Here is a 25,225-nt window from a genome sequence, read left to right on the forward strand (position 1 = left end):
GTCGCTCCGGGGAGTGAAGCGCTTACGAGACCAAGCGGCGAGCGCGCCCGCGACCACAACAGCGATTCCGGTTTCGACGACGAGTGCGGCGAACACCATGTGCTTCCTCCTCGGGTTCTCGGGCCGGCGGCAGAGCGTCCGGCTGAGCAGGTTGTCCGGCGTCCGATCGGAACACCACCGGGTTCATCGCCACGAGAAGCTCGGGCATTTCGTCAAAAACCCACTTCGGGACGGTGATCTGCGCCACGTCGCTGACCTGCGGAAACAGCTAGCGTGACGTGGTCGCGACGGGCGCTTCCGGGATCGTCGAGGTCGGGTTCGCCGAGGGCGGTGACGTCGGCCGCTCCACCTTCCGGGCCGAGGACGGGGTCGGCTGCGTCGTCTTCGACGCGCGCGGGGTCCGGCCCGGCTCGGCCGCGGGCGGCGCGATCGAGGTCGCCGGGACCTCGGTGGGCGGCGGCGAGCTGGGAGCGGTGGTGCCGATCGTGGAGAGCACGGGGCCGGCGGGCTGCACCGGCTCCGGCGGTCCGACGCGGTGCCCGGCCAGGAAACCGGCCACCGCGAGGACCACCGCCGTCGCGGTCGAGGTGCCCGCGACCGCCAGGCGCTTGCGTCGTCGCCGGATCCGGCCGCCACGCTCGATCACGTCGGCGGCCTCGAGCCGCATCGGCGGAGTGTCACCGGTGGCACCGGTGAGGATCGCGCGGACGTCGTCTTCGGGGTCCATGTTCGTCACCTCCCCTCCGTGGTCGCGCTGAAGGTCAGCGCTTCGTAGTGCGGGCCGAGCCGGTTGCGCAGCGTCGCCAGGCCCCGGGAGGCCTGGCTCTTCACCGTGCCGGTGCTGCAGCCGAGCGCCTGCGCCGTCTCCTCGACGTTCAGGTCCTCGAAGTACCGCAGCACCAGCACGGCGCGCTGCTTGGGGGCCAGCACGGCCAGCGCGTGCCGGACCAGCATGTCCTGGTCGCTCCCGGCGGGTTCGGCCGGGAGCTCGGGCAGGGTGTCGGTGAGCCGCTCCCGTTTCCACCTGCTGCGCCGGTGCTCGGCGAGGAACGTGCGCAGCACGACCTTGCGGGCGTAGGCGTCCAAGGCGTCGTGGCGCGACAGCCTCGGCCAGGCGAGGTACAGCTTGAGCAGCGCGGCCTGCGTGAGGTCCTCGGCCTGGTGCCAGTCGCCGCAGAGCAGGAAGGCCGTGGACCGCAGGCTGTGCGCGCGCTCGCCGAAGTACCGGGCGAACTCGCCGTCCCACGGCGAGCCCGGCCCGGTCGACGGACGGGAGCGGGAGATCACCTGGTTACCGGGACACCCCGATGGCGGGCAGGTGCAGGTCACCGGTCGGGCCGGCGGGCACGGCCCGGGGAACGCGCTGCGGACGCGCGGACGGCGCCTTCGTCGCCTCACGCGGCGGCGCGGGCATGGCGGTTGGCGCCTCGGTCGGCTTGCGGCTGGTGGTCGGGATCGCGGACGGCGGCGCGGTGGGCCGGGTCGTCGCGGTCGGGGCCGGCGGCTGCGCCTCCGAAGCCAGCGCGATGCCACCGGTCAGGGCACCACCGGCGAGCACGAGAGCGCCGAGGGAAAGGGCGATACGGATACGCAAGACAGCTCCTCTTCTCGCGGGCGCGGCTGGGGTCGCCGCGCCTCTGCCCTTAGTCATGCCGTGGGTGATCACCGGGGTTGCATCGAGTTCCGGCCGATCTTGAAGACGTTCGGCGCGGGTGCGGAGTTGCGGCGGCCGGTCCTGGGATCTGCGGGCGCGGCGAGCCGGCTGCCCGGTCCCTGGGGTAGCAGGGTTATGCACCCAATGTGGCGTTCGGTGCGTCGGACGCACCCAACGCCACATTGGGTGCGTCGCGCCGAGTCGCGGGCCGCCGGTCGAGCTGCCCCGAAACCGCGAACGGCCGGGAAGTCCGCTGGGGACTTCCCGGCCGCCCGGGGTTCGAGAGGTGGTCTCAGCCGGCGAGCGCCGACAGCTTCTGCCAGCTCGCCCAGTCGTAGGTCCAGTCGCTGTAGTCGCCGTCCTTGGCGGTCAGCGTCTGGGTGCTGCCGGTGATCTCGACCGGGTCGCCGGTGAGCACGCCGTCGTAGTACTCCTTGGCCCGCGCCGGTGACAGGTTCAGGCAGCCGTGCGAGACGTTCTTCTTGCCCTGCGCCCAGACCGACGCCGCGAGGCCGTGGATGAACTCGCCGTTGTTGGAGATCCGGACCGCCCACGGCACCACGACGTTCTCGTAGTGGTACTTCGGGTTGCTCATCGCGTACGTCGACTGCTTGCCCATCACCACGTGCACACCGCTGTGGGTGACGCGGCCCGGGTCGGAGTCGAGGCCGTAGCTCACCGGGTAGTCGGCGATCTGCTGGCCGTCGCGGATCACCTGCATCGTGTGCTGCGTGGTGTTGCCCTTGACGATCTGCGAGCGCCCGATGGCGAAGCTGGCCGACACGTCCTGCTTGCCGTACACGCCTTCGCCGATCTTGACGCCGTAGATCTTGGCGTTGACCTTCACCTGCGTGTTGGGCTTGAAGTACTCCTTCGGCCGCCAGTGCACCGAAGTGTCGCCGTTCAGCCAGGCCCAGGAGCCCTCGGTCTTCGGCGTCGTCTCGACCGACAGCGCCTTCTCGACGGACGCCTTGTCGGTGACGCGGCTCGGGAAGGTCAGCGCGATCGGCATCGCGATGCCGTACGTCTGGCCGTCACCGACGTTCAGGCTGGCCTGCATCTGCCGCTTCGGCTTGACGGTGGTGAACGCGCCGCCGATGGGCACGTTCTTGCCGTCGGCGCCCTGCGCCTGGCCGGACCAGGTGTAGGTCTTGCCGTAACCGAGCTGCTCGGTCGTGTTCCAGCTCTTCTTGTCCGCCGACGTCTGCCCCTGGACCTGCTTGCCCTCCGGGTTGGTCAGCGCCACCGAGACGATCGTGCCGCTGTCGACCTTGACCACGACCGGTTCGCCGGGCGGCACGTCCTGCGCGCCGCCGGCCGGCGTCACCGTCAGCTTCGCCGGCTGCGCGGTGGGCGCGGGCGCCTGCGTCGGGCCCCCGCCCGAAGATCCGCTCGCCGACACCGTCGGCTCGTTGCTGCTGCACGCCCCCAGCGCGAGCACAGCGACCAAGCCCAGTGCCACAGCCGCGCCCCGGCGCCGCGTGGAAGTCCTCACCGTCACACCCATTCCCCTTTGCCCCTTTGGTGCTACCCCTCTTCGAGACGTCCCGCGGACCTGCGACGTTGAGCAAAAGTCGCGTGACGAAGGTCACAACGGTGCGCGGGTGCTCTAACTGAGGGGGCACGGGCGACTCCGAGCCGTATCCGGTGATCACGGTGTCGCTGTGCTGCGCAAGACTATCCGGTGGGTCCGACAGAACGCGGCGGGGAGCCCTACGACGTTCCGGTGACCTTGGCCCGGACCGGCGTTTTTCGCCTCGATCACGGGGTTCAACTTTGGCCAGATCCCGGTAGTCTGCTTGCAGGCCGTCGTTTTGCGTGTTCGTGGCTTCACACTCGCGGAACTTCTGACGCGAGCCATGGAGCCGACACGCTCTTGACTCGACTCGTTGGAACCGCCCGGGACGGCCGGGGTGCCGCTTCGGTGGCATTCGAAGCGGATCTGTGTAACGAGGAGAACAGCGGTGGCGCAAGGCACTGTGAAGTGGTTCAACGCGGAGAAGGGCTTCGGCTTCATCGCGCAGGACGGCGGCGAAGGCGACGTGTTCGTTCACTACTCGGAGATCGAGGGGCGTGGCTTCCGCACCCTCGAGGAGAACCAGCGAGTGGAGTTCGAGGTCGGCCAGGGTCAGAAGGGCCCCCAGGCCCAGAAGGTCCGCGCGATCTGACAACAGGCCCTCTGCGTGTCTTAAGGCCTGAGCGAAGGGCCCCCGGCGATCTTGCCGGGGGCCTTTTCTCTTGGGAGCGGGAGGGCGGCGCTCAGCGCCGTCCGACGACCGGCGCCTCGAAGGCGTCGGCGGGGAAGTGGAACTCGTCGGTGAGGTCGGTGAGCTCGCCGGCGTCGACCTGCCGCTGGTCCTGCAGCGACGCGGCCTGGCCTTCCCAGTTGAGCCGCTCGAGGATCCACTCCTGAGCGAGCGCCTGGGGCGAGATGTCCCGAGCTTCGGCGATGTCCTTCAGCTGCTGGCTGGCGATGAGGCTCATCCGCAGCTGGAAGACCTGCGCTTCACCGAAGCGCTTACCGGTCCCGGTGCTTTCGTTGTCGGCATCCGGCGCCAGTGCCGCCAGATACGAGGTGAGTTCCGTGTCCTCGACAACGCCATCATCCGCCGGCTTAGCGGCACCACGATGGCGTCCGGAGGACGCGGCTTTGAGGTTCGTCCGGCTGCTCAAGCGGCCAAGGGAGGGAAGAGGCACGAACGCCACGATAACGGTTAGGTCTCACCACACAAACCACTGTGAGCCACAACACGCCGCCAACATTCCCCAATCAGCCCAACCCCCACCCATTCAGCCCAACAGAAACAAACACGCTGCAACCGGTCACTAACAGTACGAGTCGATCACACAAAGAAAAGGCAAGGGCGCAAAGCGCCCGAAGCCACCACCCCAAAAGCCGCACGCACGGCACCGCGGGGGCTCCGGGGGCTCGGCCCCCGGGCGATAAAACCGAAATGATCCGGGGCGGCGAAGGGCGAAGCCCGAAGCAGGCCCGAGAAATGGAGGACCCCCGCGCCAGGGGGAGGAACGCGGGGGTCGGAGGGGATCTCCACAGGCGCTGACCGGGGGTGTGTCAGCACTTCGATTGTTGCACGAGTTGGCTGGTTGGGCGAGTGGAGAGCGGGAAATTTCCGCGTCCGGTGTCACTCGGGGCCGGGGGTGACCGTCGTTCGGGTGGTGTTCTTCTCCGTGGTTGCCGATTGCGCTGCGTTGAGCGGAGCGTGGCCTCAGGTTCACTCTCCGGGGGGCTGTGTGCGGCGGCCGGCGCTGGTTAGCCTCGCGGCCAAGTTGTTCTGAGCCGTATGGAGGGGCTATGGGCGGGTCTGTTGAAGTGCGGCAGTTCCTCCTTCGGTACGAAGGTGCCGATGGGGGGAGTGCTCCGTTCGCCGGGGGGTTGCCGGCGCAGCGGAGCGGGTCTGCTGATGCGCAGCGGGTGTCGGACGATCAGGTCCGGCGGGCGCGGCTGGCGGTGGCGAACGGTGCGCTGGGGGTCGAGGACTGTGCCCAGTTGCTGGAGATGCTGGGGCTGAACGTGGACGAGGACGGGCAGGCGCCGGTTCAGCGGTGAGCGGGGTCGGGCCCGGTGGGCGGATGTCTGCCGCCGGGCTCCTCCGGTGATGTTCCTGCAGGTTGTAGCCGTTTTTGGTCGGTGATTCCCGAGGTCGTGGAACTTCCTTGACGCTAGTTTCGTAACAGTGTTACGGTTGCGGCGTCGAAAGGGGACGTCATGACGACGCTCGAAGATGGGGCCGGGCTGGCCAATCGGATCCGGCCGGTCGTGCAGGTGCTGGGCGGCAGGTTCATGACGTCGCCGGAGCTGGCGGCGGTCGAGGCGGAAGCCGGGCTGCCGCCGCGTTCGCTGTACCTCCGCGGGCGTTCGGCGGTGCTCGGCGACGTGCCGCCGAAGGTGGCCGCGGAGCTGTTCGGGATCTTCCCGCACTGGCTGTTCGACTTCGTGCTGCCGCCGGCGACCGAGGTCCTCGACGCACCCGCCGCCGTCCGCGCCTACGCGGAGTCATCGGCGCGTTGGTCACGCGTCCACCTTTCGGCCGTATCGGAGCCCGGGCGGCTGGCAGACCTGCTGTTCCGAGTAGTCGACTCCGCGGACGCCAGCGGGCTGGCACTCTTCGCCGGCTGGAAGAACGCTTCGCGCCCTTCCGTGGACGTCGAACGCCTCGGGTTCGCGCTGATGGTCTTCCGCGAGCTGCGCGGCGGGCTGCACTTCGCGGCGTTGCGGGCGCTGGGGCTGTCCGTGCCGGAGGCGGTGGTCGCGGACCCGGAGGGCGGCCGCGCCCGGCTGCTGCGCACGGCGTGGCCGGAGGAGGCGGCGGACGAGCTGATCGCCGCGGCGGCGCGCAAACCGGACCTGCTCGACCGCCACCGGCGAGCCGAGGCGCTGACGGACGACCGCGTCGGCGAACTGCTGGCGTCGGCGCTGACGGAGGCGGAGCAGGCCGAGCTGGCGCGCCGGTTGGCGGATCTGGAGTCGTTTGCGCAGGTCCCGGCTTCGGCTGGGGCTTAAGGAACCCCCTGTGCAAAGCGGTGGTGGCGTGCCCTATGCTTGTAATCGCTCCCGGGGGGACCTGAGAGCGCGGTCGGTCGGTCACCCGAAACCGGCCGGGCTCCCATCGTCCAGCGGCCTAGGACTCCGCCCTTTCAAGGCGGCAACGCGGGTTCGAATCCCGTTGGGAGTACGCAGTACTGTAGTAGAAGCAAGATGCAAGGCCCTGTGGCGCAGTTGGTTAGCGCGTCGCCCTGTCACGGCGAAGGTCGCGGGTTCGAGTCCCGTCAGGGTCGCAAGATCGTTCGGCTCCAGGCCGGCGTTCCCGGCCAGGTAGCTCAGTTGGTACGAGCGTCCGCCTGAAAAGCGGAAGGTCGCCGGTTCGACCCCGGCCCTGGCCACCGCTCACGAGACCGCTCTGACTCAGGTCAGGGCGGTTTTCTCGTATCCGGGGCCGATCTTGACCTTGATGGACCGCCGCCGTTGGCCTTCGCTAGTTGCATGCATGTTGCACGGCGGGCCTGGCGCTCTCGGAACTCGCAGCAGTCATCCGGCTTGCCCCGCTGTGGCCCAGGTCCGGCATCGTCAAGCGCTGAAAGGAACGACCACGATCTGGTCGGCGTCCTCGTAGATGATCTTTCCGGGCGCGTGGCGCGAGACCAGCTTGTCGCACCGAACGCCATGGGCATCGAGGACTTCGAGGTAGCCGGCGGCGCGGGCGACGAGCGCTTCGGCCGACTCCTTGAACCACGCGGTTGCGCCCGGGTTGACCGAGTGGTCGTAGACGGTGGGATCGACCGTTGCCGGGTTGGCGTAGTGGGACTCGTACCAAGCGTGGTTGGTCCGGCGGAACTCTTCCTGCTCGGCGGTGAGGCGACCGGCCTTGCTCAGATTGTTGATCAAGCCCAGGAAGCCTGGGTGGCGCCCTTCGGCGTTGGGCTCGGCGCTCTGGAACCTGACGTAGGCCATGTGCCCTTCATATCGAGGTGCCTGTCGAGGGCTGACACTAGGCCAAGTGATCGAACATTTGTTCTAACACTTGTGGCCTAGGGTCGTGATCCGCGAAGCTGGCCGAACCGGGGGGATGCGGGTGTCGTTGATGTACGGCGCCCGAAGTGTGGAGTCCTCCCGGCTTGTCCGACTGGGAGGGAACCCTTGCCAATGCTGAGATCCAGGCTGGCCGCGCTGGCCACGGCCGCCGTTGCTGCTTCGGTCACGCTCGTGTCCGCGGCTACACCGGCAGCCGCGGCGGCTTGCGCCTACGTTGCCGAACCTCTTGCGCTGCCCGCGGGTGTGACGAGCGCGGCGGCGACCGCGACCGACGGGGGCACCACTTTTGCCGGGCGGAGCCTCACCACGGTCCGTCAGCAGCTGATCGTCTGGCATGACGGTGTTCCGGAAGCGCTGCCCTCGCCGAGTGGTTCGCTGGATCTGACCGGGGTCAACGCGGCCGGCGATCTGGTCGGTGGGCGGTCCGTCGAAGTGGGGACCGGCTCGCCGCTTTGGTACCACGCCGGAGCGTTTCAGTCGCCTGGGGTGTTCGGGGACGAATCGCCGAGGCTCCACGGGATCAACGCCGCCGGGGACATCGTCGGCCTGATTTCGCGGAACGGCGCGCAGAAGGTCGCCGTGTGGCGGGCCGGGCACCTGGCGGACCCGCCGGCCGTCCTGTCGACGCCGGACGGGTTCTTCCCGACGGTTCCGCAGATCGGTGACGACGGGAGCGTCGCGATCTTCGGCGTGATCGAGTCGGCTGCCTACGGCTACGTCTGGGCCCCCGACGGAACCCGCCGGACCCTCACCACGCCGATCGGCGGAACGATCTCCCGGGTGGCGGGCATCCGCGGAGACCGGATCATCGGGTCGGCCTGGGGTTACGGGGCGGTCGAATGGGACCTGTCCGGGGCGTTGCTCGCGGCGCCGGGCACGTCGACGACCGAGGGGATCGCGGTGACCTCGGCCGGCACGGTCCTGATGAGTTACCGGAACCCGGCCGGGCAGGCCACGGTCCCGGTTGTTGTCAGTCCCGGTGCGGACTGGCAGTACCTGCCGGCCCCGGCGGGCTCCAGCAGTGCGTCCGCCGGTTCGATCACCGAATCCGGAGTTGTCGGCGGCAGCTACGTCGACGCGGTGACCGGGAAGACGCTGCCGGTGCGGTGGAAGTGCGTTTCCTGAGACCGGTCGTCAAGGCGTAGCCGAGACGGGCCCCCAGCCCTCGGGGTTGGGGGCCTGCTCGACGTTGCGAGGCCGGGACGGCTCGGCCAATCTCGGGGCTACGAACCCGCAACCCTCGAAAGTCAGGGCAGAGCATGACTTCCACCCGGCACGACGGAGACACCTGGGACCTGGCGTCCAGCGTCGGCACGACCGCCACCGCCGCCGCGGCGGCCCGGGCGATCGCGACCCGCGAGGATCGCTCGCTCATCAACGACCCGTTTGCCGAACCGCTCGTCCGGGCGGTCGGCATCGACCTCCTGACCCGGCTGGCGAGCGGCGAAGAGCCGCCCGGTGAGCTGGTCGCGCGGGCGGCGATCGACGTTGCCAAGGTGCGGACCAAGTTCTACGACGACTTCTTCCTCGACGCGACGAAGGCGGGCGTCACGCAGGTCGTGATCCTGGCTTCGGGGCTGGATTCCCGCGCGTACCGGCTGCCCTGGCCGGCCGGGACCGTCGTGTACGAGCTCGACCAGCCGCAGGTTGTCGAGTTCAAGACCCGGACGCTGACCGAGCTGGGCGCCGAGCCCACTGCCGACCGGCGGGTGGCCGCGGTTGATCTGCGTGACGACTGGCCCGCCGTCCTGCGCGCCGCCGGTTTCGACCCGGCACGGCCGACCGCGTGGAGCGCCGAAGGCCTGCTGGGTTACCTGCCGCCCGAGGCGCAGGACCGCCTGCTGGACACCATCACCGAACTCAGCGCGCCGGGCAGCCGGGTCGCCACCGAAAGCCGGCCCACCCCGAAACCGGGCGACGAGGACAAAACGAAGGAAAACCTGGACCGTCTCTCCGAACGCTGGCGTGCCCAAGGTTTTGACCCCGACATGGCGAAGCTGCGCTACTTCGGCGAGCGCAACGAAGCGGCGCCCTACCTGACCGGCCTCGGCTGGACGCTGACCGGGAGCACCGTCCGGGACCTGCTCACCGCCATCAACCTGCCGCCGCTCGAGGAAGACGACCTGCGCATGGGCGGCGTGCGCTACGTCAGCGGTGTTCTCGGGCAACCCGGGAACTGAGTCGCGCGCTCCTTGTCTCCTCGGCGGCGGCCGCGGGACGATCGGGCGATGACCGGGGTGGCCGAACTCGACAGCGCTTTCTTCGCCGACCCGCACCGGGCCTACCGCGAGTGGAGTGCGCGCGGCAGTGTCCACCGAGTGCGGTTTCCCGACGGACGGACCGGCTGGGTCGTCACCGGGTACGCCGAGGCACGGGCGGCGCTCGCCGATCCGCGGCTGCGGAAGTCCGGGGCCAACGCGCGGTGGGCCGGGGTCGCCTCGACCGGGAGCACCCACATGCTCGACGCCGACCCGCCCGACCACACCCGGCTCCGGAAGCTCGTCAACCAGGCCTTCACCGCGCGCGCCGTCGAGGCGTTGCGGCCGCGGGTCGAAGAGATCAGTGCCGCGCTCCTCGACGACCTGGCCGGCCACGACGAAGCCGACCTCCTCGCCGGCTTCGCCGTGCCGTTGCCGATCACCGTCATCGGCGAACTGCTCGGCGTCGCCCCGGGGGAACGCGCCGAGTTCCGGCGCCGCACCGCCGGTTTCGGGGCGGGCAGCGCGGAACCGGAACAGGTCCGGCACCTCAAGGAACTCCTCGTCGAGCTCGTCCGGCGCAAACGTGAAGAGCCGGCGGACGACGTGCTTTCGCGCCTGGTGCGGGCCCGCGACGAGGACGACCGGCTCAGCGAGCGCGAACTCGTCGCCACGGCGTTCTTGCTGCTCTTCGCCGGCTACGAGACCACCGTCAACCTCATCGGCAACGGCGTGTACGCCCTCCTGCGCAACCCGGACCAGTTCGACGCCCTGCGCGCGGACCCCTCGCTGGTGCCCGCCGCCGTCGAGGAGTTCCTGCGCTACGACGGGCCGGTCGGCTTCGCGACCCTGCGCTACGCCGGCGAGCCCCTGGAGATCGGCGGTGTCCGCATCGCCGCGGACGAGTTCGTGCACGTCGCGCTCGGCGCGGCCAACCGGGACCCGGCGAGGTTCGACGGCGCCGATCGGCTGGACGTCGGGCGCAACCCGGCCGGGCACGTCGCGTTCGGCCACGGCATCCACCACTGCGTCGGCGCGCCGCTTGCGCGGTTGGAGGCGCAGATTGCGTTTTCCCAGCTCGTGCACCGGTTTCCGCGGTTGAGACTGGCCGAGACGGCACCACTCGCGTGGCACGAAGGGATCCGGATCCGCGGGCTGGTCAGCCTGCCCGTTAGGCCGAACGAGTGAACCCCGAGAGCCCGTGTCCGGACTGGGCGACAGGCTCCGACCTCCGGGTGAAACGCAGCCCAACCGGGGCCGCCACCCACCGGGGAGCCGACCATGCGATACCTCCTGACCCTCCACATGAACCCCACCCTCTGGGCCACCCTGACCGACGACCAGAAGAACGGCGTCTACGAAGGCCACGGCGACTTCATCAAGCTGGTCACCGAGTCCGGCGAGATGGTCGAGACCAAGGCGCTCGCCGAGCCGGACGACAGCAAGACCGTCCAGGTCAGGAACGGCGCGCCGCAGATCAGCAACGGCGGTTACGTCGAGGCGGAGTCCTTCTTCTGCGGCTACTACGTCGTCGACGTCGACAGCGAAGAGCGCGCGCTCGAACTCGCGGCGAAGATCCCCGACGCGCAGTACACCGCCGTCGAGGTGCGGAAGGTCGTCCACGAAGGTTGACCTCGATCTTGGTCGAGGTTGCATCCTGGACACCATGGGCACTGAATGGGGTATCGAAGCCGTTGATCTCGACGCGTATCTCGAGCGGATCGGGCAACCGAAGCGGCCGCCGTCGGAGGAAGCTCTCCGAGACCTCGTGCAGGCCCACGTCGGAACCATCCCGTTCGAGAACGTCGACGTTGTTCTCGGTCAGCACCAAGGGATTTCGCTCGACGTCGTGAGCGCCAAGCTCGTCGGACGGCGGCGGGGCGGCTACTGCTACGAGCAGAGTGGCCTCTTCGCCGCCGTTCTCGAGCTACTCGGCTACACCGTGCACCGGCTTTCCGCGCGGGTGCAGCCGCGGCGGCCGGGGCCCTACACGCACATGACGCTCGTCGTCGACGTCGACGGCCGGCAGTTCCTCGCCGACGTCGGGTTCGGGGCCGGGATCCTCGCCCCGATGCCGCTCGTCGACGGCCAGGAGGTCGACCAGGCCGGCTGGTCGCACCGGCTGAAGCATGAGAACGGCTGGTGGACGCTGCAAAAGGACACCGAGGACCTGCTCGAGTTCCGCCTCAACGGCATGCACCCGATCGACTACGAGGTCTACCACCACTACACCTCGACGCACCCGAAGTCGCCGTTCACCGGGCGGTTGGTGGTCATGACGCTCGAACCCGGCCTCAGCCGCAAGCTGCTCGGCCGCGAGCTCACCGTCGAAAAACCGGACGGCAGCAGCAAAACCACCACCGTTGCGCCGGAGGAGCTCGACGTCACCCTCAAGGACCTCGGCATCGAACTGACATCCGGCGAACTCGCCCGGCTGCAAAAGGTCTACTGACTCCCGAACAGCTCGGCCGCCGGGACCGGCCGGCCGAGGTGGTACCCCTGCGCCTGGTCACATCCCAACGAGCGCAACAGGTCCAGCTGCTCCGCCGACTCGACCCCTTCGGCGATCACCGTCAGGTCGACGGCGTGGGCCATCGCGATGATGCTCGTGACGATCGCCGCCGCGTCGCGGGATTCGGCGATGCCGGTGATGAACGAACGGTCGATCTTGAGCGTGTCCAAGGTCAACCGGCGCAGCTGGGCGAGTGACGAATACCCCGTGCCGAAGTCGTCGATCGCCAGCAGCACCCCCAGCGCCCGCAGGGACGCCAGCACTTCCGCGGCCGCTTCCTGGTCACGCATCAACGCGCTTTCGGTGACCTCCAGGCACAGCGCGCCGGCGGGCAGGCCGGTGCTCGCCAGTGCGTCCTGGACCGCGGGCACCAGGTGCGGGTCGTCGAGCTGGCGGGTCGACAAGTTGACCTTCAGCGTCAGGTTCAAGCCCTGCTGGGTGCGGCGCGCGGCGAGCTCGCGGGTGGTCGCGCGGAGCATCTCCTTGCCGATCACGTTGATCAGATCGCTCTCTTCGGCGAGCGGGATGAACTCCGCGGGCGAAATCGCGCCGTAGCGGGGGTGCGTCCAGCGCAGCAGCGCCTCGACCGCGACCATCTCGCCGGTCCGCAGGTCGACGACCGGCTGGTACGCGGGCCAGAGCTGGCCGTCGTGCACCGCGTCGCGCAGGTCCTGCTCCATCCGCAGCCGCCGCTGCATGCGCTCGCGCAGGCCGACGTCGAAGAAGTGGTGGCGGCCCCGGCCGAGCGTCTTCGCCTGGTACATCGCGACGTCCGCGTCGCGCAGCAGGTCTTCGGCGCTGCGGCGGTCCGCGGTGCCGACGAGCACCACGCCGATGCTCGCGTCGAGGTGCAGCTGCCGGCCGAGCACGCCGATCGGCTCGGCCAGCGCGGCCCGCAGGTGCTCGGCCAGCGCACGGACCTCGCCGGGTTCGGTGACTTCGCCGGTGACGACGACGAACTCGTCACCGCCGAGCCGGCCGACCAGGTCGTCACGCCCGGAGCAGCGGCGCAGGCGCTCGCCGACGATCCGCAGCACCTGGTCGCCGACCGAGTGCCCGAGCGAGTCGTTGATGACCTTGAACTTGTCGAGGTCGAGGAACAGCACCGTGACGACGCCGCGGCCGTGGAAGTCGAGCCGGTCGAGCACCAGGGTCCGGTTGGCCAGCCGGGTGAGCGGGTCGTGGGTGGCGTCGTGGGCGAGCTGCGCGCTGATCGCGCGGGTCTCGGTGATGTCGGTGAACGACGTGAGCACGGCCATCGACGTCGGGTCGTCCGGGTTGAGCAGCCGCGACGTCAGCGACACCCAGACGTCGCGCCCGTCCGGCCGGCGCAGGCGCACGACCAGGCCGTTGTGCGTGACGCCGGTCCGCCGCGTCTGCACCGACGGCAGCTCGTCCGGCGGGATCCACTGCCCGGACTCGGTGAACAGCACCAGCGTGTGGCACGGGACGCCGATCAGCTCGGCTTCGGCGACACCGAGGATCCGGCACGCCGCCGGGTTCGCCGCTTCGATGAGGCCGGCCGGGCCCATCACCAGCACACCTTCGTCGAGGGACGCGACCACCGTGCGGTAGTTCTGCTCGGCCCGCCGTCGTGCCGTTTCGTCCGCGCAGACGAGCACGTAACCGTCGTTCATCTCAGCTGCCGAGACGCGGACCGCCAGGGGCGCGCCGTCCCGCCGCCGGTGCACCGCTTCGGTGACCCCGCCGCCACACAGGTCGAGGGGCGCGCCGACCAGCTCGCTCGCCCGGCGCCCGACGGCTTCGGCCGCGGTCCAGCCGTACACCGTTTCGGCGGCCGGGTTCCAGCTGGTCACGACGCCTTCGCCGGTGGTCGCGATCAGCGCGTCGCTGACGTGTGACACCAGCGCGGCCTGGAAACGCAGGGCGTCGGCCGCTGCCTTCTTCGCGGTGATGTCCCGCATGACGACCTGGTACGCGTGCCGCCCGCCGAGCCGCACCGACACCGTCTCGACGGCGAACTTGCTGCCGTCCAGCCGGGTCATCAGCGCTTCGACGGGGGCGGTCGCGGCGCCCGGCTCGCTCAGCCGCGTGAGCTCCTCCACCAGCGCGCCCCGCGACTCCTCGGCGACGAAGTCGGTGAAGCGCCGTCCGACCACCTCGTCGGCGGAGCGCGCGGCGAACGTCTCGAGGGCCGCGCGGTTGGCGTAGGTGACGACGCCCTTCTCGTGCACGCAGATCGCGTCCGGGCTCAGCTCGACCAGCTCGGCGGTGGAAGGCGCGGCCGGCCCGTTCTCGGCGACGGCGTCTGCCTCCATGTGCGTCCGCCCCCCATGCTCCGCGGCTGTGGCCCGTCGATTACACCACCGACTCCGGCTTGTGCATACCCGCCGGAATCCGGGCCCGGCCTGCGGATGCGCGACGCAGCCGCGGCCCCCAGAACAGCAGCCCGAAGTGCGCGGCGAACGTGTGCCCGAGCAGCGTGACGACCGAATCGAGGCTCGCCGGGTCGTCGCCGAGCCAGATCACCGCGATGAACGCCTCCATCACGGCCAGCGCGACGAGCCGCGCCCGGCCGCGCAGCAGGAACACCAGCGCGCCGGCGGTGGTGAAGAAGCCGTAGCTGACGCCGATGTCGAGCCAGTGTCCGGCGGAGCTCGGCAGGAGGTGCGCGCTGATCAGGGCCATCACCGGCAGCTCGGTGACGAGCGTGGCCAGCACGTGGCCGGAGAAGAACACGGTCGCCGCGCGGCGGGCGCCGAACCGGCGTTCCAGCGGCGCGACGGCGATCGCGAAGATCACGACGTAGGCGAGCCAGCCTTCGTCCGAGAGCCAGATCGCGCTGGTCAGCAGCGACGTGAGCGGCCGCCGCCACAGGTTGTGGGCGTCGGTGCTGGACAGCTGGAGCAGCCGGTCGGTCAACGCCGGGTCGGCGAACCGGAGCAGCAGGGTCGTGCCGAGCAGGAGGACCAGGTAGCCGAAGGTGAAGGGGGTCGTCTTCGGGTTCGGGACGAACCGGACGAGCGACCGCACGCTGCGCCGCGCGACGGCGGTCCGGGGGACCGGCCGATCGGCTTTCAACAGCATGGACTGAGCCTCGCCGGTCATGCTGGGAGTATCACGAAAGCCAGCTGTGAAAACGCTGTGGATTGTCACTCACCGTCAGATCTGGCGTTACGTGACGAATTTTTGCCAATACCTCACCCGTTCGGGTGCTTTGTGCGGTAAAAATACGGCCACGATGTCGGCCGAAAGGCCTTTCGGGAGGGTCTGTCGGGGTGAACGACGAGGTATCGGTCGCCGAGCTGCTCGTGCGCGAGGGCTGGGGCGACCGCGATGCGCCGGGGCAGTCGCGGTGGCGGGTGCTCGCGGTCATGCTCGCCGTGGTCCTGGGCTGCGGCGCCGCCGCGGTGCTGGTCGCCTTCGGCGGCGGCAAGGAGAGCCAGGACGCCTCCCCGGTCGACCAGATCCAGGTCATCCCCTTCCCGCAGCGCACCACCGGGCTCGGCGGCGCGGACCAGGCCACCGACTCACCGCCGGAGGGCGGCACCGGCGGCGGTGACGTCGTCCCGGGCGCCGGAGTGCCCCGCGAAACCGTCACCGAGGTGCCGGGCAGCACGCCGGCGACGGAGAGCAGCACCTCCGAAACGGCGACGACGACCACCACGACCAGTGGCACTTCGGTCACTCCGACCACCACAGCTCCGCCGGCCGGTCAGACACCGCCGCGGACGACCCCGCCGCCGCGGCCGACGTGCATCCTGATCATCTGCTGGTGATCAGGAGAGCTGCTCGGCGAGGTCGCTGAAGTCGGACGTGTTCCAGCGCTCCGGCCGCATCACGATCGCGATGTTGCTGCCGTGCGTCCCGTCGGTCGCGTCGGTGTACGCCTCGCTCACCCCCGGCGGCAGGTAGCGGGCCGCCACCTCGTGCCGTTCCGCCTTGGTCATCGGCCACGTCTTCACCACCGGACCCTCGACCGAGACGTACTTGTAGACGCCGTCCTGCTGCTGGACGCACAGCGCGAACCGGCCGGCGGCCTCGATCAGCCGGGTCTTGCGCAGGCCGGGCGACGTCATCACGAGGACGTCGCCACCCGGGGCGTAGCGGTACCAGATCGGCGTGGTCAGCGGCGCGCGGCCGGGTTCGGCGACGACGCTCAGCACGCCGACGTGCGGTTCGGCGAGAAACGCTTCGCGCTCTTCCTTGGTCATCTTGCGGGCCATCACCGGCTCCTTAAGGCAATCTGATTTGCCTTAAGGCTACGCAGACTCGGCGAGTTAAGGCAAGTGTGTTTGCTTTAAGATGAGCGGATGACCCGACCCGGCGGCCGCAGCGCCCGCGTCCGCGACGCGGTGCACGACGCCGTCGTCGAGCTGCTCGCCGCCGGGGAGATCGACGCGGCGATCCCGAAGATCGCCGACCGGGCCGGCGTCAACCCGACCAGCATCTACCGGCGCTGGGGCAGCCGCGACAACCTGCTCCTCGACGCGGCCGTGACGCGCCTGCGGGCGACGTCGCCGATCCCGGACACCGGCTCGCTGCGCGGCGACCTGCTCGGCTGGGCCGAAGGGGTCGAAGCCGCGATGCGCGACCGGCACGGCCAGATCCTGCTGCGCGCGCTCGTGGCGACCCTGGCGCCCGGCGCGGAACCGGTCGAGTACCTCCGGGCCCGCGGGGACGACCTGCAGCGGATGATCGACGCCGCCGCCGGCCGCGGCGAGCCGGCGCCGACGGTCGACGAGGTGCTCGACTTCGTGCTGGCCCCGCTCTACCTGCGGGTGCTGTTCCGGCGCCCGGTCGAGCCGGGCGCCGGGGCCCGGCTCGTCGAACGGCTGCTCACGGCGCTTCGAGCAGATCCGGCTCCGCCCGCCGGCCGAGGTGGTTGAACAGCAGGTTCAGCACGAACGCCAGCACCGCCGCCACCGTGATCGAGCTGCCGCCGATCGTCTGCAGCCACGCGGGGAAGTGCTGGAAGATCTTCGGCGCGAACGCCGGCAGCAGGCCGACGCCGAGCGCCACCGCGACGATGAAGGTGTTGTGGTTGCCCGAAAACTCCACCTTCTTGAGGTTCTGCGCGCCGACCGCGGCGACCATCGCGAACATCACCACCGCGACCCCGCCGACCACCGGCTGCGGGATCGCCGCGATGAACGCGCCGATCTTCGGCACCAGGCCCATCAGCACCAGGATCCCGCCGGTCACCGCGACCACCCAGCGGCTGCGCACGCCGGTCATCCGCACCAGGCCGACGTTCTGCGCGAACGCCGTGTCGGGGAAGGAGTTCAGCACGCCGCCGAGCACGGCCGAGAAGCCGTCGGTGGCCAGGCCTCGCGCGAGGTCGGAGTCCGTCGGCGGGCGCCCGGTGATCTCGCCGACGGCGATCATGTCGGCGGTCGACTCGGTGAACGTCACCAGCATGACCACGCACATCGACAGGACCGCGGCGACCGGGAAGGTCGGCGCACCGAAGTGGAACGGCGACGCGAGGCCGAACCAGCTCGCCGCGCCGAGGCCGTCCCAGTGCACGAGCCCCATCGGGATCGCGATCACCAGCCCGATCGCCAGGGCCAGCAGCGGCCCGATCTGGTTGGCGAACCCGCGTAGCACCCGCGTGAACAGCACCAGCAACGCGAGCACGCCGAACGCGAGCAGGATGTGGGACAGGGCCGCGTAGTCCGGCGCGCTCGGGTCGTTGCCCGCGATCAGCCCCGCGCCCGGGCCGAGCAGCGAGACGCCGATGACGAGCAGCAGCGTCCCGGTCACCAGCGGCGGGAAGAACCGGATCAGCTTCGCGAACGGCTTCGCGATGATCAGCCCGAAAACGCCGGATGCCATCATCGCGCCGTAGACCGCGGGCAGGCCGTACTGCGACGCGATCAGGATCATCGGGTTGACCACGCTGAACGTCGCGCCCGCGACCACCGGCAGCCGGATGCCGAGGAGCTTCCCGATGCCGACCGACTGGATCAGCGTGGCGATGCCTGCGACGAGCAGATCGGCGTTGACGAGCAGCCCGATCGTCGCCGGGTCCAGCTTCAACGCGCTGCCGACGATCAGCGGCACGGCGACCGCGCCGGCGTACATGATCGACATGTGCTGCAGGCCGAGCAGTGCGAGCCGGCCGGCGGGCAGGCCCTGGTCGACCGGGTGGACCTCGGGTTTTGTCATGATCACGCCCCTTCCCGCGGCACACCTAACGCCGTGTGTGTGACGGTGGCAAGACCCCGGACGTCAGGATCTTGTTTCAGGGGGCGGCGCGACGGCCCCGGATGTGTGACCATCGGTGCATGACTTCGGGTGGTATTTCCCAGGTGGGCCCGCCGTTTCGCGCCGATCACGTCGGGAGCCTCCTGCGGCCCCCGGTGCTGCGCGACGCGCGACGGCGGCACGAAAGCGGTGAGATCGGCGCGGAGCAGCTCCGCGCGGTCGAGGACGACACGATCCGCGACGTCATCAAGATGCAGCGCGCGGCCGGGCTGAGCTCGGCGACCGACGGCGAGTTCCGGCGCGCTTCGTGGCACATGGACTTCATCTACGCGCTCGGCGGCATCTCGAAGAGCGACGAGCGGCTGCACGTCAAGTTCCACAACCTGGCGGGCGACCTCGAGTTCAGCCCGCCGGGGCTGCAGGTCGACGGCAAGGTGCGGCTCGACGAGCCGATCTTCGCCGACCACTTCCGGTTCCTGCAGTCCCATGTGGAACCCGGGGTGACACCGAAGCTGACCATCCCGTCGCCGAGCATGGTCTACTACCGCGGCGGGCGGGCCGCGGTCAGCGAAAGCGTTTACCCGGATCTCGAAGAGTTCTTCACCGACCTCAGCACGGCGTACGGCGCGCAGGTTTCCGCGATGGCCGAGCTCGGCTGCCGGTACCTGCAGCTCGACGACACGAGCCTCGCGTACCTCAACGACCCGGCGCAGCGGGAGCTCGTCGCGCGGATGGGCGGCGACCCGGACACCCAGCACCTGCGCAACATCGCGACGATCAACGCGGCGCTGGCCGGCCGGCCGGACGGGCTGACCGTGACGACCCACTTGTGCCGCGGCAACTTCCGGTCCTCGTGGGCCGCCTCCGGGAGCTACGAATTCGTCGCGGAAGCGGTGTTCGGCGACCTCGCTGTCGACGGGTTCTTCCTGGAGTACGACGACGAACGCTCCGGCGGTTTCGAGCCGCTGCGGTTCGTGCCGAAGGACAAGAAGGTCGTGCTCGGCCTCGTCACGACCAAGCGGCCGGAGCTCGAGGACCCGGACGTGCTGGTGCGGCGGATCGAAGAGGCGTCGCAGTACGTCGACATCGACCGGCTCTGCCTGTCGGGCCAGTGCGGGTTCTCCTCGACCGAGGAGGGCAACGACCTCACGACGGACGACCAGCTGCGGAAGCTGGAGCTGATCGTGAAGACGGCCGACCGCGTTTGGGGCGGCCAGTGATCACGTGCGTCGTCGACTACGTCATCAACCCCGCGAAGCTGCCCGACTTCGAGCGCTTCGCCGCGGCGTGGATGCGGCTGGTGCAACGCGAAGGCGGCGTTCACCACGGCTACTTCCTGCCGGCGGAGGGGGCGAGCGACGAAGCCCGGGCGTTGTTCAGCTTCGAAAGTCTCGCCGCCTACGAGCGTTACCGGACGCTGTTCGGCGTCGACCCGGACTTCATCGAGGCCGACAAGATCCGCGAAGAAAGCGGCTGCGTGGTGCGGTACCGGCGGACGTTCATGCGCCCGCTGCTGCCGGACGACGACTGACGTGCGCCACAGCGCGCGGCGGCCGCCGTCGGTCGTCGACCGGGTGCTCGACCTGCTCGGCGCGTTCACGGCCGAGCGGCCGCAGCTGACGCTGTCGGAGCTGAGCCGCCGCGTCGGGCTGCCGTTGTCGACGACGCACCGGCTGGCCGGCGAGCTGACCAAACGCGGCGCGCTCGTCCGGGACGAAGCCGGCCTGTACCGCGTCGGCCTGTGGTTGTGGGAAGTCGCTTCGCTCGCCCCGCACGGTGCGGAGCTGCGGGAGAGCGCGATGCCGTTCCTGGAGGACCTTTACGAGGCCACGCACCAGAACGTTCAGCTCGCGGTGCTCGACGGGCCGGAAGTGGTTTACGTGGAACGGATTTCCGGCCGCGGCGCGGTCAACGTGCTGACGCGGGTGGGCGGCCGCCTGCCCGCGCACGCGACCGGGGTCGGCCAGGTGCTGCTCGCGCACGCCCCGGTCGAGGTCCAGGACGAGGTGCTGGCCGGTCCGCTCAAGACGTTCACGCCGAAGACGATCGGCTCGGAAGGTGAGCTGCGCCGGGTGCTCGCGGACGTCCGGCGCAACGGTTACGCGATCAGTGACGGCCAGATCGAGCTGATCTCGCTGTCGGTCGCGGCGCCGGTCTTCGCCGCGGACGACGCGGTGGCGGCGGCGATTTCGGTGGTCGTCCCGGCCGAGGGGACGGACCCGCGGACGCTGGTCCCGGCGGTGCGGGCGGCCGCGCGCGGGATTTCGCGGGTGCTGGGCGCGCCGCGGGCGTTGCGGACCAGCGGCGAACCTCACTGATCAACTTCGCGCCTCGACGATCCGGGGCGGGGTGTGCTCAGATGAAACCATGGGTGAGCAGGGAGCAGGCACCGTTCTGGTGGTCGGGGCCGGGCAGAGCGGGTTCCAGGCCGTGGCGTCGCTGCGGGACCGGGGCTTCGCCGGCCGGGTCGTGCTGATCGGGGACGAACCCGGGGTGCCGTACCAGCGGCCGCCGCTGTCGAAGGCCTACCTGGCCGGGACAGCCGGGTCGGAACAGCTGCACCTGCGTGACGAGGACTTCTTCGCCGAGAAGGACATCGAGCTCGTCGACGCGCGCGTCAAGTCGATCGACCGGGCCGCGCGCCGCGTCCACTTCGAAGACGACCGGGAACTGGCTTACGACCACCTCGTCCTGGCCACCGGCGCGCGCAACCGGACGCTGCCCGTGCCGGGCGCGGACCTGCCGGGCGTGCTGACCCTGCGCACCCGCGACGACGCGGACCAGCTCCGCGCGTCCCTTTCCGAGGCGCAGAACGTCGTGGTGGTCGGCGGTGGCTTCATCGGGCTGGAGTTCGCTTCGCACGCCGGCCGCCCGGTGACGGTCGTCGAGGCGCAGGACCGGCTGCTCAACCGTGTCGCGACGCCGGAGATCTCCGGCTACTTCGCCGCGCTGCACCGCGAAGCCGGCCACACGGTGCTGCTCGGCCAGGGTGTGTCGGCGCTGCACGGCGACTCGCGGGTGCGCGAGGTCGAGCTGTCCGACGGCTCGCGGCTGCCCGCGGACCTGGTCGTGGTCGCGGTCGGCGTGGTGCCGGAGACGGCGCTCGCCGAGGCCGCCGGGCTCGACGTCGCGAACGGCGTGGTCGTCGACGAGCACCTGCGCACGTCCGATCCGTCGATCTTCGCCATCGGCGACTGCGCCAACTTCCCGTGTGTGCAGGCGGGCGCGGCGACCCGGCTGGAGTCGGTGCAGAACGCCGTCGACCAGGCCCGGTGCGTGGCCGCGGCGCTGACCGGCACGGAAGAGCCGTACGCGAGCCTGCCGTGGTTCTGGACCGACCAGTCGGGCGCGAAGCTGCAGATCGCCGGGATCCTGGCGGACGCCGACCGCACGGTGATCGCGGGTGACCGCGAGGCGGGCAAGTTCTCGGTGCTGTCCTTCCGCGACGACGTCCTGATCGCGGTCGAGTCGGTGAACCGGCCGGCCGACCACATCGCCGCGCGGCGCCTGTTCACCGCCGAGCCGAAGCCGGCGTACGCGGACCTGGCGGCGAGCGAGTTCAACCTCAAGGAGCACCTGAAGTCGCGGGCCGCCTGAGTGCGTCAACTTGTGGTTGACGATCCGAGATCGTCAACCTACAGTTGACGGCATGACCCCACCTGAATATCCCATCAAGCTCGACGACCTCATCTCCGCCATCAAGAGCAACAACGACAAGGACGCACTGGCCCAGCTGTCCGACGCCGTCTACATGGGCGAGCACCTCGGCGAGCTCGCCGACCACCTGATCGGCCACTTCGTCGACCAGGCTCGCCGCTCCGGCGCCTCCTGGACCGAGATCGGCAAGAGCATGGGCGTCACGAAGCAGGCGGCCCAGAAGCGGTTCGTGCCCAAGGTGGACCCGGGCGGCGACGTCTCCGGCGCGATCGAGCGCGTCTACGGCCGCTACACCGACCGCGCGCGGCACGTGATCGTCGCGGCCCAGAAGTCGGCCATCGACAACGCCAGCCCGGCCATCGACACCGTGCACCTCGTGCTGGGCCTGCTCAGCGAACCCGCGGCCCTCGCGGCGGGCGCGATCCTGGCCCAGGGCGTCACGCTGGAAACCGTCCAGGAGGCCGCCAAAGCCCGGCTGCCCGAGCGGGCCGAGGCGGTGCCCACTCCGACGCCGTTCAGCGCCGAGGCGAAGAAGGCGCTGGAGCTGACGCTGCGCGAAGGGCTGCGGCTGGGGCACAACTACATCGGCACCGAGCACATCCTGCTGGCGCTGCTGGAGCAGCGTGAGGGCGTCGGCTTCGAGGTGCTCGACGGCCTGGGGATCAAGAAGGACAAGGCCGAGGCGAAGATCGTCGCGGTCCTGGCGGAGATCCTGGCCGCTCGAGGGCAGTGAGGCTCCTCTGCCTGGCCGCGCTGCTCGCGATCGTCCTGGTGACGCTGCTCTGACCGGGAAGGACCAGGGGGTCTTCCCGGTCAGAGCACGGCATCAGGCCTCGGACTCCGGGCGGCCGTCGGCGGCCCAGGCCGTGTGGAACGAGCCGTCGCGGTCGACGCGGCGGTACGTGTGGGCCCCGAAGAAGTCCCGCTGACCCTGGACCAGCGCGGCCGGGAGGCGGTCCGCGCGGAGGCCGTCGTAGTACGCCAGCGCCGTCGAGAAGCCCGGTGTGGGGATGCCCAGGCGGACCGCCGTCGAGATCACCGAACGCCACGAGTCCTGCGCGTCCTCGACGGCCTTGCGGAAGCCGCCCGACGTCAGCAGCGTCGGCAGTTCCGGCTCGTCGGCGTAGGCCGCGGTGATGTCGTTGAGGAACTTCGCGCGGATGATGCAGCCGCCGCGCCAGATCGAGGCGACCTTGCCGAGGTCGATGTCCCAGCCGTACTCCGTCGCGCCGGCCTGGATCTGGTTGAAGCCCTGCGCGTACGCGACGACCTTCGACGCGTACAGCGCCTGCTCGACGTCGTCGGCGAAGCGCTCCAGCTCCGAGCCGGACAGCGGCGACCGGGTGGGACCACCCAGGCCACGAGCCGCCGAGCGCAGCGAAGTCGAGCCGGACAGCGAACGCGCGAAGACGGCTTCGGCGATGCCCGAGATCGGGACACCGAGGTCGAGGCCGATCTGCACGGTCCAGCGGCCGGTGCCCTTCTGCTCGGCGGCGTCCGCGACGACGTCGACGAACGGCTTGCCGGACGACTTGTCGACGTGCGCCAGCACCTCGGCGGTGATCTCGATCAGGTAGGAGTCGAGCCGCCCGGTGTTCCAGGTCCGGAACACGTCGGCGATCTCCGCGGGGGAGTAGCCACCCGCGCCGCGCAGCAGGTCGAACGACTCCGCGATCAGCTGCATGTCGGCGTACTCGATGCCGTTGTGCACCATCTTCACGAAGTGGCCGGCGCCGTCCGCGCCGATGTGCGTGCAGCACGGCTCGCCGTCGACCTTGGCCGAGATGTCCTCGAACAGCGGGCCGAGGGACTCGTACGACTCCTTCGAGCCGCCGGGCATGATGCTCGGCCCGTGCAGCGCGCCTTCTTCGCCGCCGGAGACGCCGCTGCCGACGAAGTGCAGCCCGCGTTCGCGCAGCGACTTCTCGCGCCGGCGCGTGTCCGCGAAGTGCGCGTTGCCGGCGTCGATGATCACGTCGCCCTCTTCCAGCAGCGGCGCGAACTCCTCGATGACGGCGTCGGTCGGGCCGCCCGCCTTCACCATGATCACGACCTGCCGGGGCCGCTCCAGCGCGTCGACGAACGCCTGCGCCGAGTACGCCGGGATGAAGTCGCCCTCGTCGCCGAACTGGTCCACCAGCGCGCGGGTCCGCTCCTCGGACCGGTTGTGCAGGGCCACCGTGTGCCCGTGCCGGGCCAGGTTGCGGGCCAGGTTGCGGCCCATGACCGCCAGGCCGGTGACCCCGATGCTCGCCTTCTTGCTCATCCGCATCCTCTCGAAGACTCTCTCGATTCAGACACTAGTCCGATCGACGCCTCAAGGAAGGGCACGGAGCGGTGGCTCACTCAGTTCAGGAGAAGCAGCGGATCGGGCCCCGGTTGATCGCGACCATGTCCATCACCGCGGCCGCGAGGTCGATCTGCGCGCCCCACTCGGCGCCGTCCAGCTCGGCGTACGCGCGGTGCAGGTTGCCGGGCAGCCGCTCCTGCTCGCTCAGCTCCGCGAACTCGCCGAGGTCGGTGTCCCTCGCCAGCTCCAGCGGCGACAGCCCGGCGGCCTTCCCGCGCTTCGCCGTCTCCTGGAGAAAGGCCAGGTACGCGTCCACGGTGTCGACGGTTTCGAGCCCGCACGCGGGACCGTGCCCGGGCAGAATGACCGCCGGCTCCAGCTCCCGGACGACGTCCAGCGCCTTGCGCCAGCCGGCCACCGAGCCCATCAGCGCGAACGGGCTGCCGCCGTTGAACACCAGGTCACCGGCGTAGAGCACGCGCTCCGCGGGCAGCCAGACGAGCACGTCGTTGGTGGTGTGCGCAGCGTGGCCGGGGTGGATCAGCTCGCACGTGACGTCGCCGGCGTGCACGGTCAGCCGGTCGTCGAACACGACCTCGGGCGGCCGGGACCGCAGCTCACCCCAGTCGCTGCCGGTGAAGATACCGTCGAACGTCTGGATGCCCTCGGCGACCAGCAGCTCGCGGGTCTTGCGGTGCCCGATGACCGTCGCGCCCTCGACGAGGTAGTTGCCGTTGGTGTGGTCGCCGTGGTGATGGGTGTTCACCAGCGTCGTCACCGGGCTGCCGGTGGCGGCCTCGACGGACGCGAGCAGGGCGCGCGTCCGGCGCTCGGTCGAGCACGTGTCGACGAGCACCGTGTGGTCGCCGGCGTCGATGATCCCGCAGTTGTTTATGTACCAGGAGCCGTCCGGCTGGACGTAGCCGTGGACCCGGTCGGCCAGCCGGGTGACGGCGGCAGCGGAGGGCGAGCGATCGGTCACGCGCACCACTATGCCCCAGACCGCTGCCCGCCGGTTGGGCGAAAGGTCACGAATCCGCTGGTCCAGGCGAGTGAAGACCAAGGTGACTGGCATTCCGCGTCATTTCCTGGAACGCTGCGCGATGTCATCATCGAGATCCGCAAGGTCAAGCACTAGCCTGGGTGGGTTCGATAGTTCGCGCGCGACGGCGACCGGGAGGCCGCCGTCGCT

The 25,225-nt window shown here is 70.1% G+C and carries 27 protein-coding genes and 3 tRNA genes; 18 read left to right on the top strand and 12 right to left on the bottom strand.

The window, feature by feature from the left end:
- Window positions 1–268: 268 nt before the first annotated feature.
- From ACIA5G_RS02055 to ACIA5G_RS02070, 4 genes are all read right to left on the bottom strand, one after another.
- Complete coding sequence (locus ACIA5G_RS02055; RefSeq protein ID WP_395920376.1) at window positions 269–727, bottom strand: hypothetical protein; 459 nt, start codon at window positions 725–727, stop codon at window positions 269–271.
- 5 nt (window positions 728–732) lie between these two features.
- The gene (locus ACIA5G_RS02060) at window positions 733–1,287 is read right to left on the bottom strand and encodes a SigE family RNA polymerase sigma factor (RefSeq protein ID WP_395920377.1); all 555 of its coding nucleotides are present in this window, start codon (window positions 1,285–1,287) and stop codon (window positions 733–735) included.
- Window positions 1,288–1,291: 4 nt separating this feature from the next.
- Window positions 1,292–1,594, bottom strand: a complete 303-nt coding sequence (locus tag ACIA5G_RS02065) for a hypothetical protein (protein ID WP_395920378.1) — start codon at window positions 1,592–1,594, stop codon at window positions 1,292–1,294.
- Between the two features lie 352 nt (window positions 1,595–1,946).
- Window positions 1,947–3,161 (bottom strand): Ig-like domain-containing protein, encoded by a 1,215-nt coding sequence (locus tag ACIA5G_RS02070; protein ID WP_395920379.1) that lies wholly within the window; start codon window positions 3,159–3,161, stop codon window positions 1,947–1,949.
- A 457-nt stretch (window positions 3,162–3,618) separates the two neighbouring features.
- Here ACIA5G_RS02070 and ACIA5G_RS02075 point away from each other — a divergent pair, with 457 nt between their 5' ends.
- Complete coding sequence (locus ACIA5G_RS02075; RefSeq protein ID WP_003097368.1) at window positions 3,619–3,822, top strand: cold-shock protein; 204 nt, start codon at window positions 3,619–3,621, stop codon at window positions 3,820–3,822.
- 91 nt (window positions 3,823–3,913) lie between these two features.
- Here ACIA5G_RS02075 and ACIA5G_RS02080 read toward each other — a convergent pair whose 3' ends face one another.
- Window positions 3,914–4,351 (bottom strand): hypothetical protein, encoded by a 438-nt coding sequence (locus tag ACIA5G_RS02080; RefSeq protein WP_395920380.1) that lies wholly within the window; start codon window positions 4,349–4,351, stop codon window positions 3,914–3,916.
- A 616-nt stretch (window positions 4,352–4,967) separates the two neighbouring features.
- Here ACIA5G_RS02080 and ACIA5G_RS02085 point away from each other — a divergent pair.
- The 5 genes from ACIA5G_RS02085 to ACIA5G_RS02105 all read left to right on the top strand — a co-directional run bounded on the left by ACIA5G_RS02085 (window position 4,968) and on the right by ACIA5G_RS02105 (window position 6,556).
- Window positions 4,968–5,222, top strand: a complete 255-nt coding sequence (locus ACIA5G_RS02085) for a hypothetical protein (protein ID WP_395920381.1) — start codon at window positions 4,968–4,970, stop codon at window positions 5,220–5,222.
- A gap of 159 nt (window positions 5,223–5,381) precedes the next feature.
- Window positions 5,382–6,176, top strand: coding sequence for a hypothetical protein (locus ACIA5G_RS02090; protein ID WP_395920382.1), 795 nt, complete (start codon window positions 5,382–5,384; stop codon window positions 6,174–6,176).
- A 99-nt stretch (window positions 6,177–6,275) separates the two neighbouring features.
- Window positions 6,276–6,348 (top strand) — tRNA-Glu (locus ACIA5G_RS02095).
- Between the two features lie 29 nt (window positions 6,349–6,377).
- Window positions 6,378–6,451: transfer RNA gene (locus ACIA5G_RS02100), tRNA-Asp, on the top strand.
- A 31-nt stretch (window positions 6,452–6,482) separates the two neighbouring features.
- Window positions 6,483–6,556, top strand: a tRNA-Phe gene (locus tag ACIA5G_RS02105).
- A gap of 184 nt (window positions 6,557–6,740) precedes the next feature.
- Here ACIA5G_RS02105 and ACIA5G_RS02110 read toward each other — a convergent pair.
- Window positions 6,741–7,124 (bottom strand): hypothetical protein, encoded by a 384-nt coding sequence (locus ACIA5G_RS02110; protein WP_395920383.1) that lies wholly within the window; start codon window positions 7,122–7,124, stop codon window positions 6,741–6,743.
- A 192-nt stretch (window positions 7,125–7,316) separates the two neighbouring features.
- Here ACIA5G_RS02110 and ACIA5G_RS02115 point away from each other — a divergent pair, with 192 nt between their 5' ends.
- The 5 genes from ACIA5G_RS02115 to ACIA5G_RS02135 all read left to right on the top strand — a co-directional run bounded on the left by ACIA5G_RS02115 (window position 7,317) and on the right by ACIA5G_RS02135 (window position 11,855).
- Window positions 7,317–8,330 (top strand): hypothetical protein, encoded by a 1,014-nt coding sequence (locus ACIA5G_RS02115; RefSeq protein WP_395920384.1) that lies wholly within the window; start codon window positions 7,317–7,319, stop codon window positions 8,328–8,330.
- Window positions 8,331–8,464: 134 nt separating this feature from the next.
- On the top strand, window positions 8,465–9,385 hold the full coding sequence (locus tag ACIA5G_RS02120; RefSeq protein ID WP_395920385.1) for an SAM-dependent methyltransferase: 921 nt from the start codon (window positions 8,465–8,467) through the stop codon (window positions 9,383–9,385).
- Between the two features lie 48 nt (window positions 9,386–9,433).
- On the top strand, window positions 9,434–10,591 hold the full coding sequence (locus tag ACIA5G_RS02125; RefSeq protein ID WP_395920386.1) for a cytochrome P450: 1,158 nt from the start codon (window positions 9,434–9,436) through the stop codon (window positions 10,589–10,591).
- Window positions 10,592–10,684: 93 nt separating this feature from the next.
- Window positions 10,685–11,035 (top strand): YciI family protein, encoded by a 351-nt coding sequence (locus ACIA5G_RS02130; protein ID WP_395920387.1) that lies wholly within the window; start codon window positions 10,685–10,687, stop codon window positions 11,033–11,035.
- A 34-nt stretch (window positions 11,036–11,069) separates the two neighbouring features.
- A complete protein-coding gene (locus ACIA5G_RS02135) occupies window positions 11,070–11,855 on the top strand; it encodes an arylamine N-acetyltransferase (protein WP_395920388.1) in 786 nt (261 codons plus the stop codon).
- Here ACIA5G_RS02135 and ACIA5G_RS02140 read toward each other — a convergent pair.
- Entirely contained in the window at window positions 11,849–14,194 is a 2,346-nt protein-coding gene (locus ACIA5G_RS02140) for an EAL domain-containing protein (RefSeq protein WP_395920389.1), read from the bottom strand. The genes ACIA5G_RS02135 and ACIA5G_RS02140 overlap by 7 nt on opposite strands.
- Before the next feature lie 40 nt (window positions 14,195–14,234).
- Window positions 14,235–14,984 carry a rhomboid-like protein gene (locus ACIA5G_RS02145; RefSeq protein ID WP_395920390.1) on the bottom strand — a complete coding sequence of 250 codons (750 nt, stop codon included), beginning with the start codon at window positions 14,982–14,984 and terminating at the stop codon, window positions 14,235–14,237.
- 170 nt (window positions 14,985–15,154) lie between these two features.
- Between ACIA5G_RS02145 and ACIA5G_RS02150 the strand changes: the two genes are divergently transcribed.
- Window positions 15,155–15,655: a hypothetical protein gene (locus ACIA5G_RS02150; RefSeq protein WP_395920391.1), complete on the top strand. Its 501-nt coding sequence runs from the start codon at window positions 15,155–15,157 to the stop codon at window positions 15,653–15,655.
- On the opposite strand, the gene ACIA5G_RS02155 is transcribed toward ACIA5G_RS02150, so the two are convergent.
- Window positions 15,656–16,102 carry a pyridoxamine 5'-phosphate oxidase family protein gene (locus ACIA5G_RS02155; protein ID WP_395920392.1) on the bottom strand — a complete coding sequence of 149 codons (447 nt, stop codon included), beginning with the start codon at window positions 16,100–16,102 and terminating at the stop codon, window positions 15,656–15,658.
- An 87-nt stretch (window positions 16,103–16,189) separates the two neighbouring features.
- Here ACIA5G_RS02155 and ACIA5G_RS02160 point away from each other — a divergent pair, with 87 nt between their 5' ends.
- Entirely contained in the window at window positions 16,190–16,765 is a 576-nt protein-coding gene (locus ACIA5G_RS02160) for a TetR/AcrR family transcriptional regulator (RefSeq protein WP_395920393.1), read from the top strand.
- Here ACIA5G_RS02160 and ACIA5G_RS02165 read toward each other — a convergent pair.
- Entirely contained in the window at window positions 16,716–18,047 is a 1,332-nt protein-coding gene (locus ACIA5G_RS02165; RefSeq protein ID WP_395920394.1) for a nucleobase:cation symporter-2 family protein, read from the bottom strand. The genes ACIA5G_RS02160 and ACIA5G_RS02165 overlap by 50 nt on opposite strands.
- Before the next feature lie 119 nt (window positions 18,048–18,166).
- Between ACIA5G_RS02165 and ACIA5G_RS02170 the strand changes: the two genes are divergently transcribed.
- Genes ACIA5G_RS02170 through ACIA5G_RS02190 form a run of 5 tightly spaced genes read left to right on the top strand, consistent with a single transcriptional unit; the run spans window position 18,167 to window position 22,476 of the window.
- Window positions 18,167–19,306 (top strand): 5-methyltetrahydropteroyltriglutamate--homocysteine S-methyltransferase, encoded by a 1,140-nt coding sequence (locus tag ACIA5G_RS02170; protein ID WP_395920395.1) that lies wholly within the window; start codon window positions 18,167–18,169, stop codon window positions 19,304–19,306.
- Window positions 19,303–19,617, top strand: a complete 315-nt coding sequence (locus tag ACIA5G_RS02175; protein WP_395920396.1) for an NIPSNAP family protein — start codon at window positions 19,303–19,305, stop codon at window positions 19,615–19,617. The genes ACIA5G_RS02170 and ACIA5G_RS02175 overlap by 4 nt, the downstream gene beginning before the upstream one ends.
- 1 nt (window position 19,618) lies before the next feature.
- The gene (locus tag ACIA5G_RS02180; protein WP_395920397.1) at window positions 19,619–20,404 is read left to right on the top strand and encodes an IclR family transcriptional regulator; all 786 of its coding nucleotides are present in this window, start codon (window positions 19,619–19,621) and stop codon (window positions 20,402–20,404) included.
- A 49-nt stretch (window positions 20,405–20,453) separates the two neighbouring features.
- On the top strand, window positions 20,454–21,683 hold the full coding sequence (locus ACIA5G_RS02185; protein WP_395920398.1) for an NAD(P)/FAD-dependent oxidoreductase: 1,230 nt from the start codon (window positions 20,454–20,456) through the stop codon (window positions 21,681–21,683).
- 52 nt (window positions 21,684–21,735) lie between these two features.
- On the top strand, window positions 21,736–22,476 hold the full coding sequence (locus ACIA5G_RS02190) for a Clp protease N-terminal domain-containing protein (protein ID WP_395920399.1): 741 nt from the start codon (window positions 21,736–21,738) through the stop codon (window positions 22,474–22,476).
- A gap of 93 nt (window positions 22,477–22,569) precedes the next feature.
- Here the strand turns inward: ACIA5G_RS02190 and gndA are convergent, their stop codons facing one another.
- Window positions 22,570–24,009 carry an NADP-dependent phosphogluconate dehydrogenase gene (gene gndA / locus ACIA5G_RS02195; RefSeq protein WP_395920400.1) on the bottom strand — a complete coding sequence of 480 codons (1,440 nt, stop codon included), beginning with the start codon at window positions 24,007–24,009 and terminating at the stop codon, window positions 22,570–22,572.
- A gap of 85 nt (window positions 24,010–24,094) precedes the next feature.
- Window positions 24,095–25,015, bottom strand: coding sequence for an MBL fold metallo-hydrolase (locus ACIA5G_RS02200; protein ID WP_395920401.1), 921 nt, complete (start codon window positions 25,013–25,015; stop codon window positions 24,095–24,097).
- Between the last annotated feature and the right edge of the window lie 210 nt (window positions 25,016–25,225).

This window comes from Amycolatopsis sp. NPDC051758 (assembly GCF_044453095.1).
Lineage (GTDB): Bacteria > Actinomycetota > Actinomycetes > Mycobacteriales > Pseudonocardiaceae > Amycolatopsis.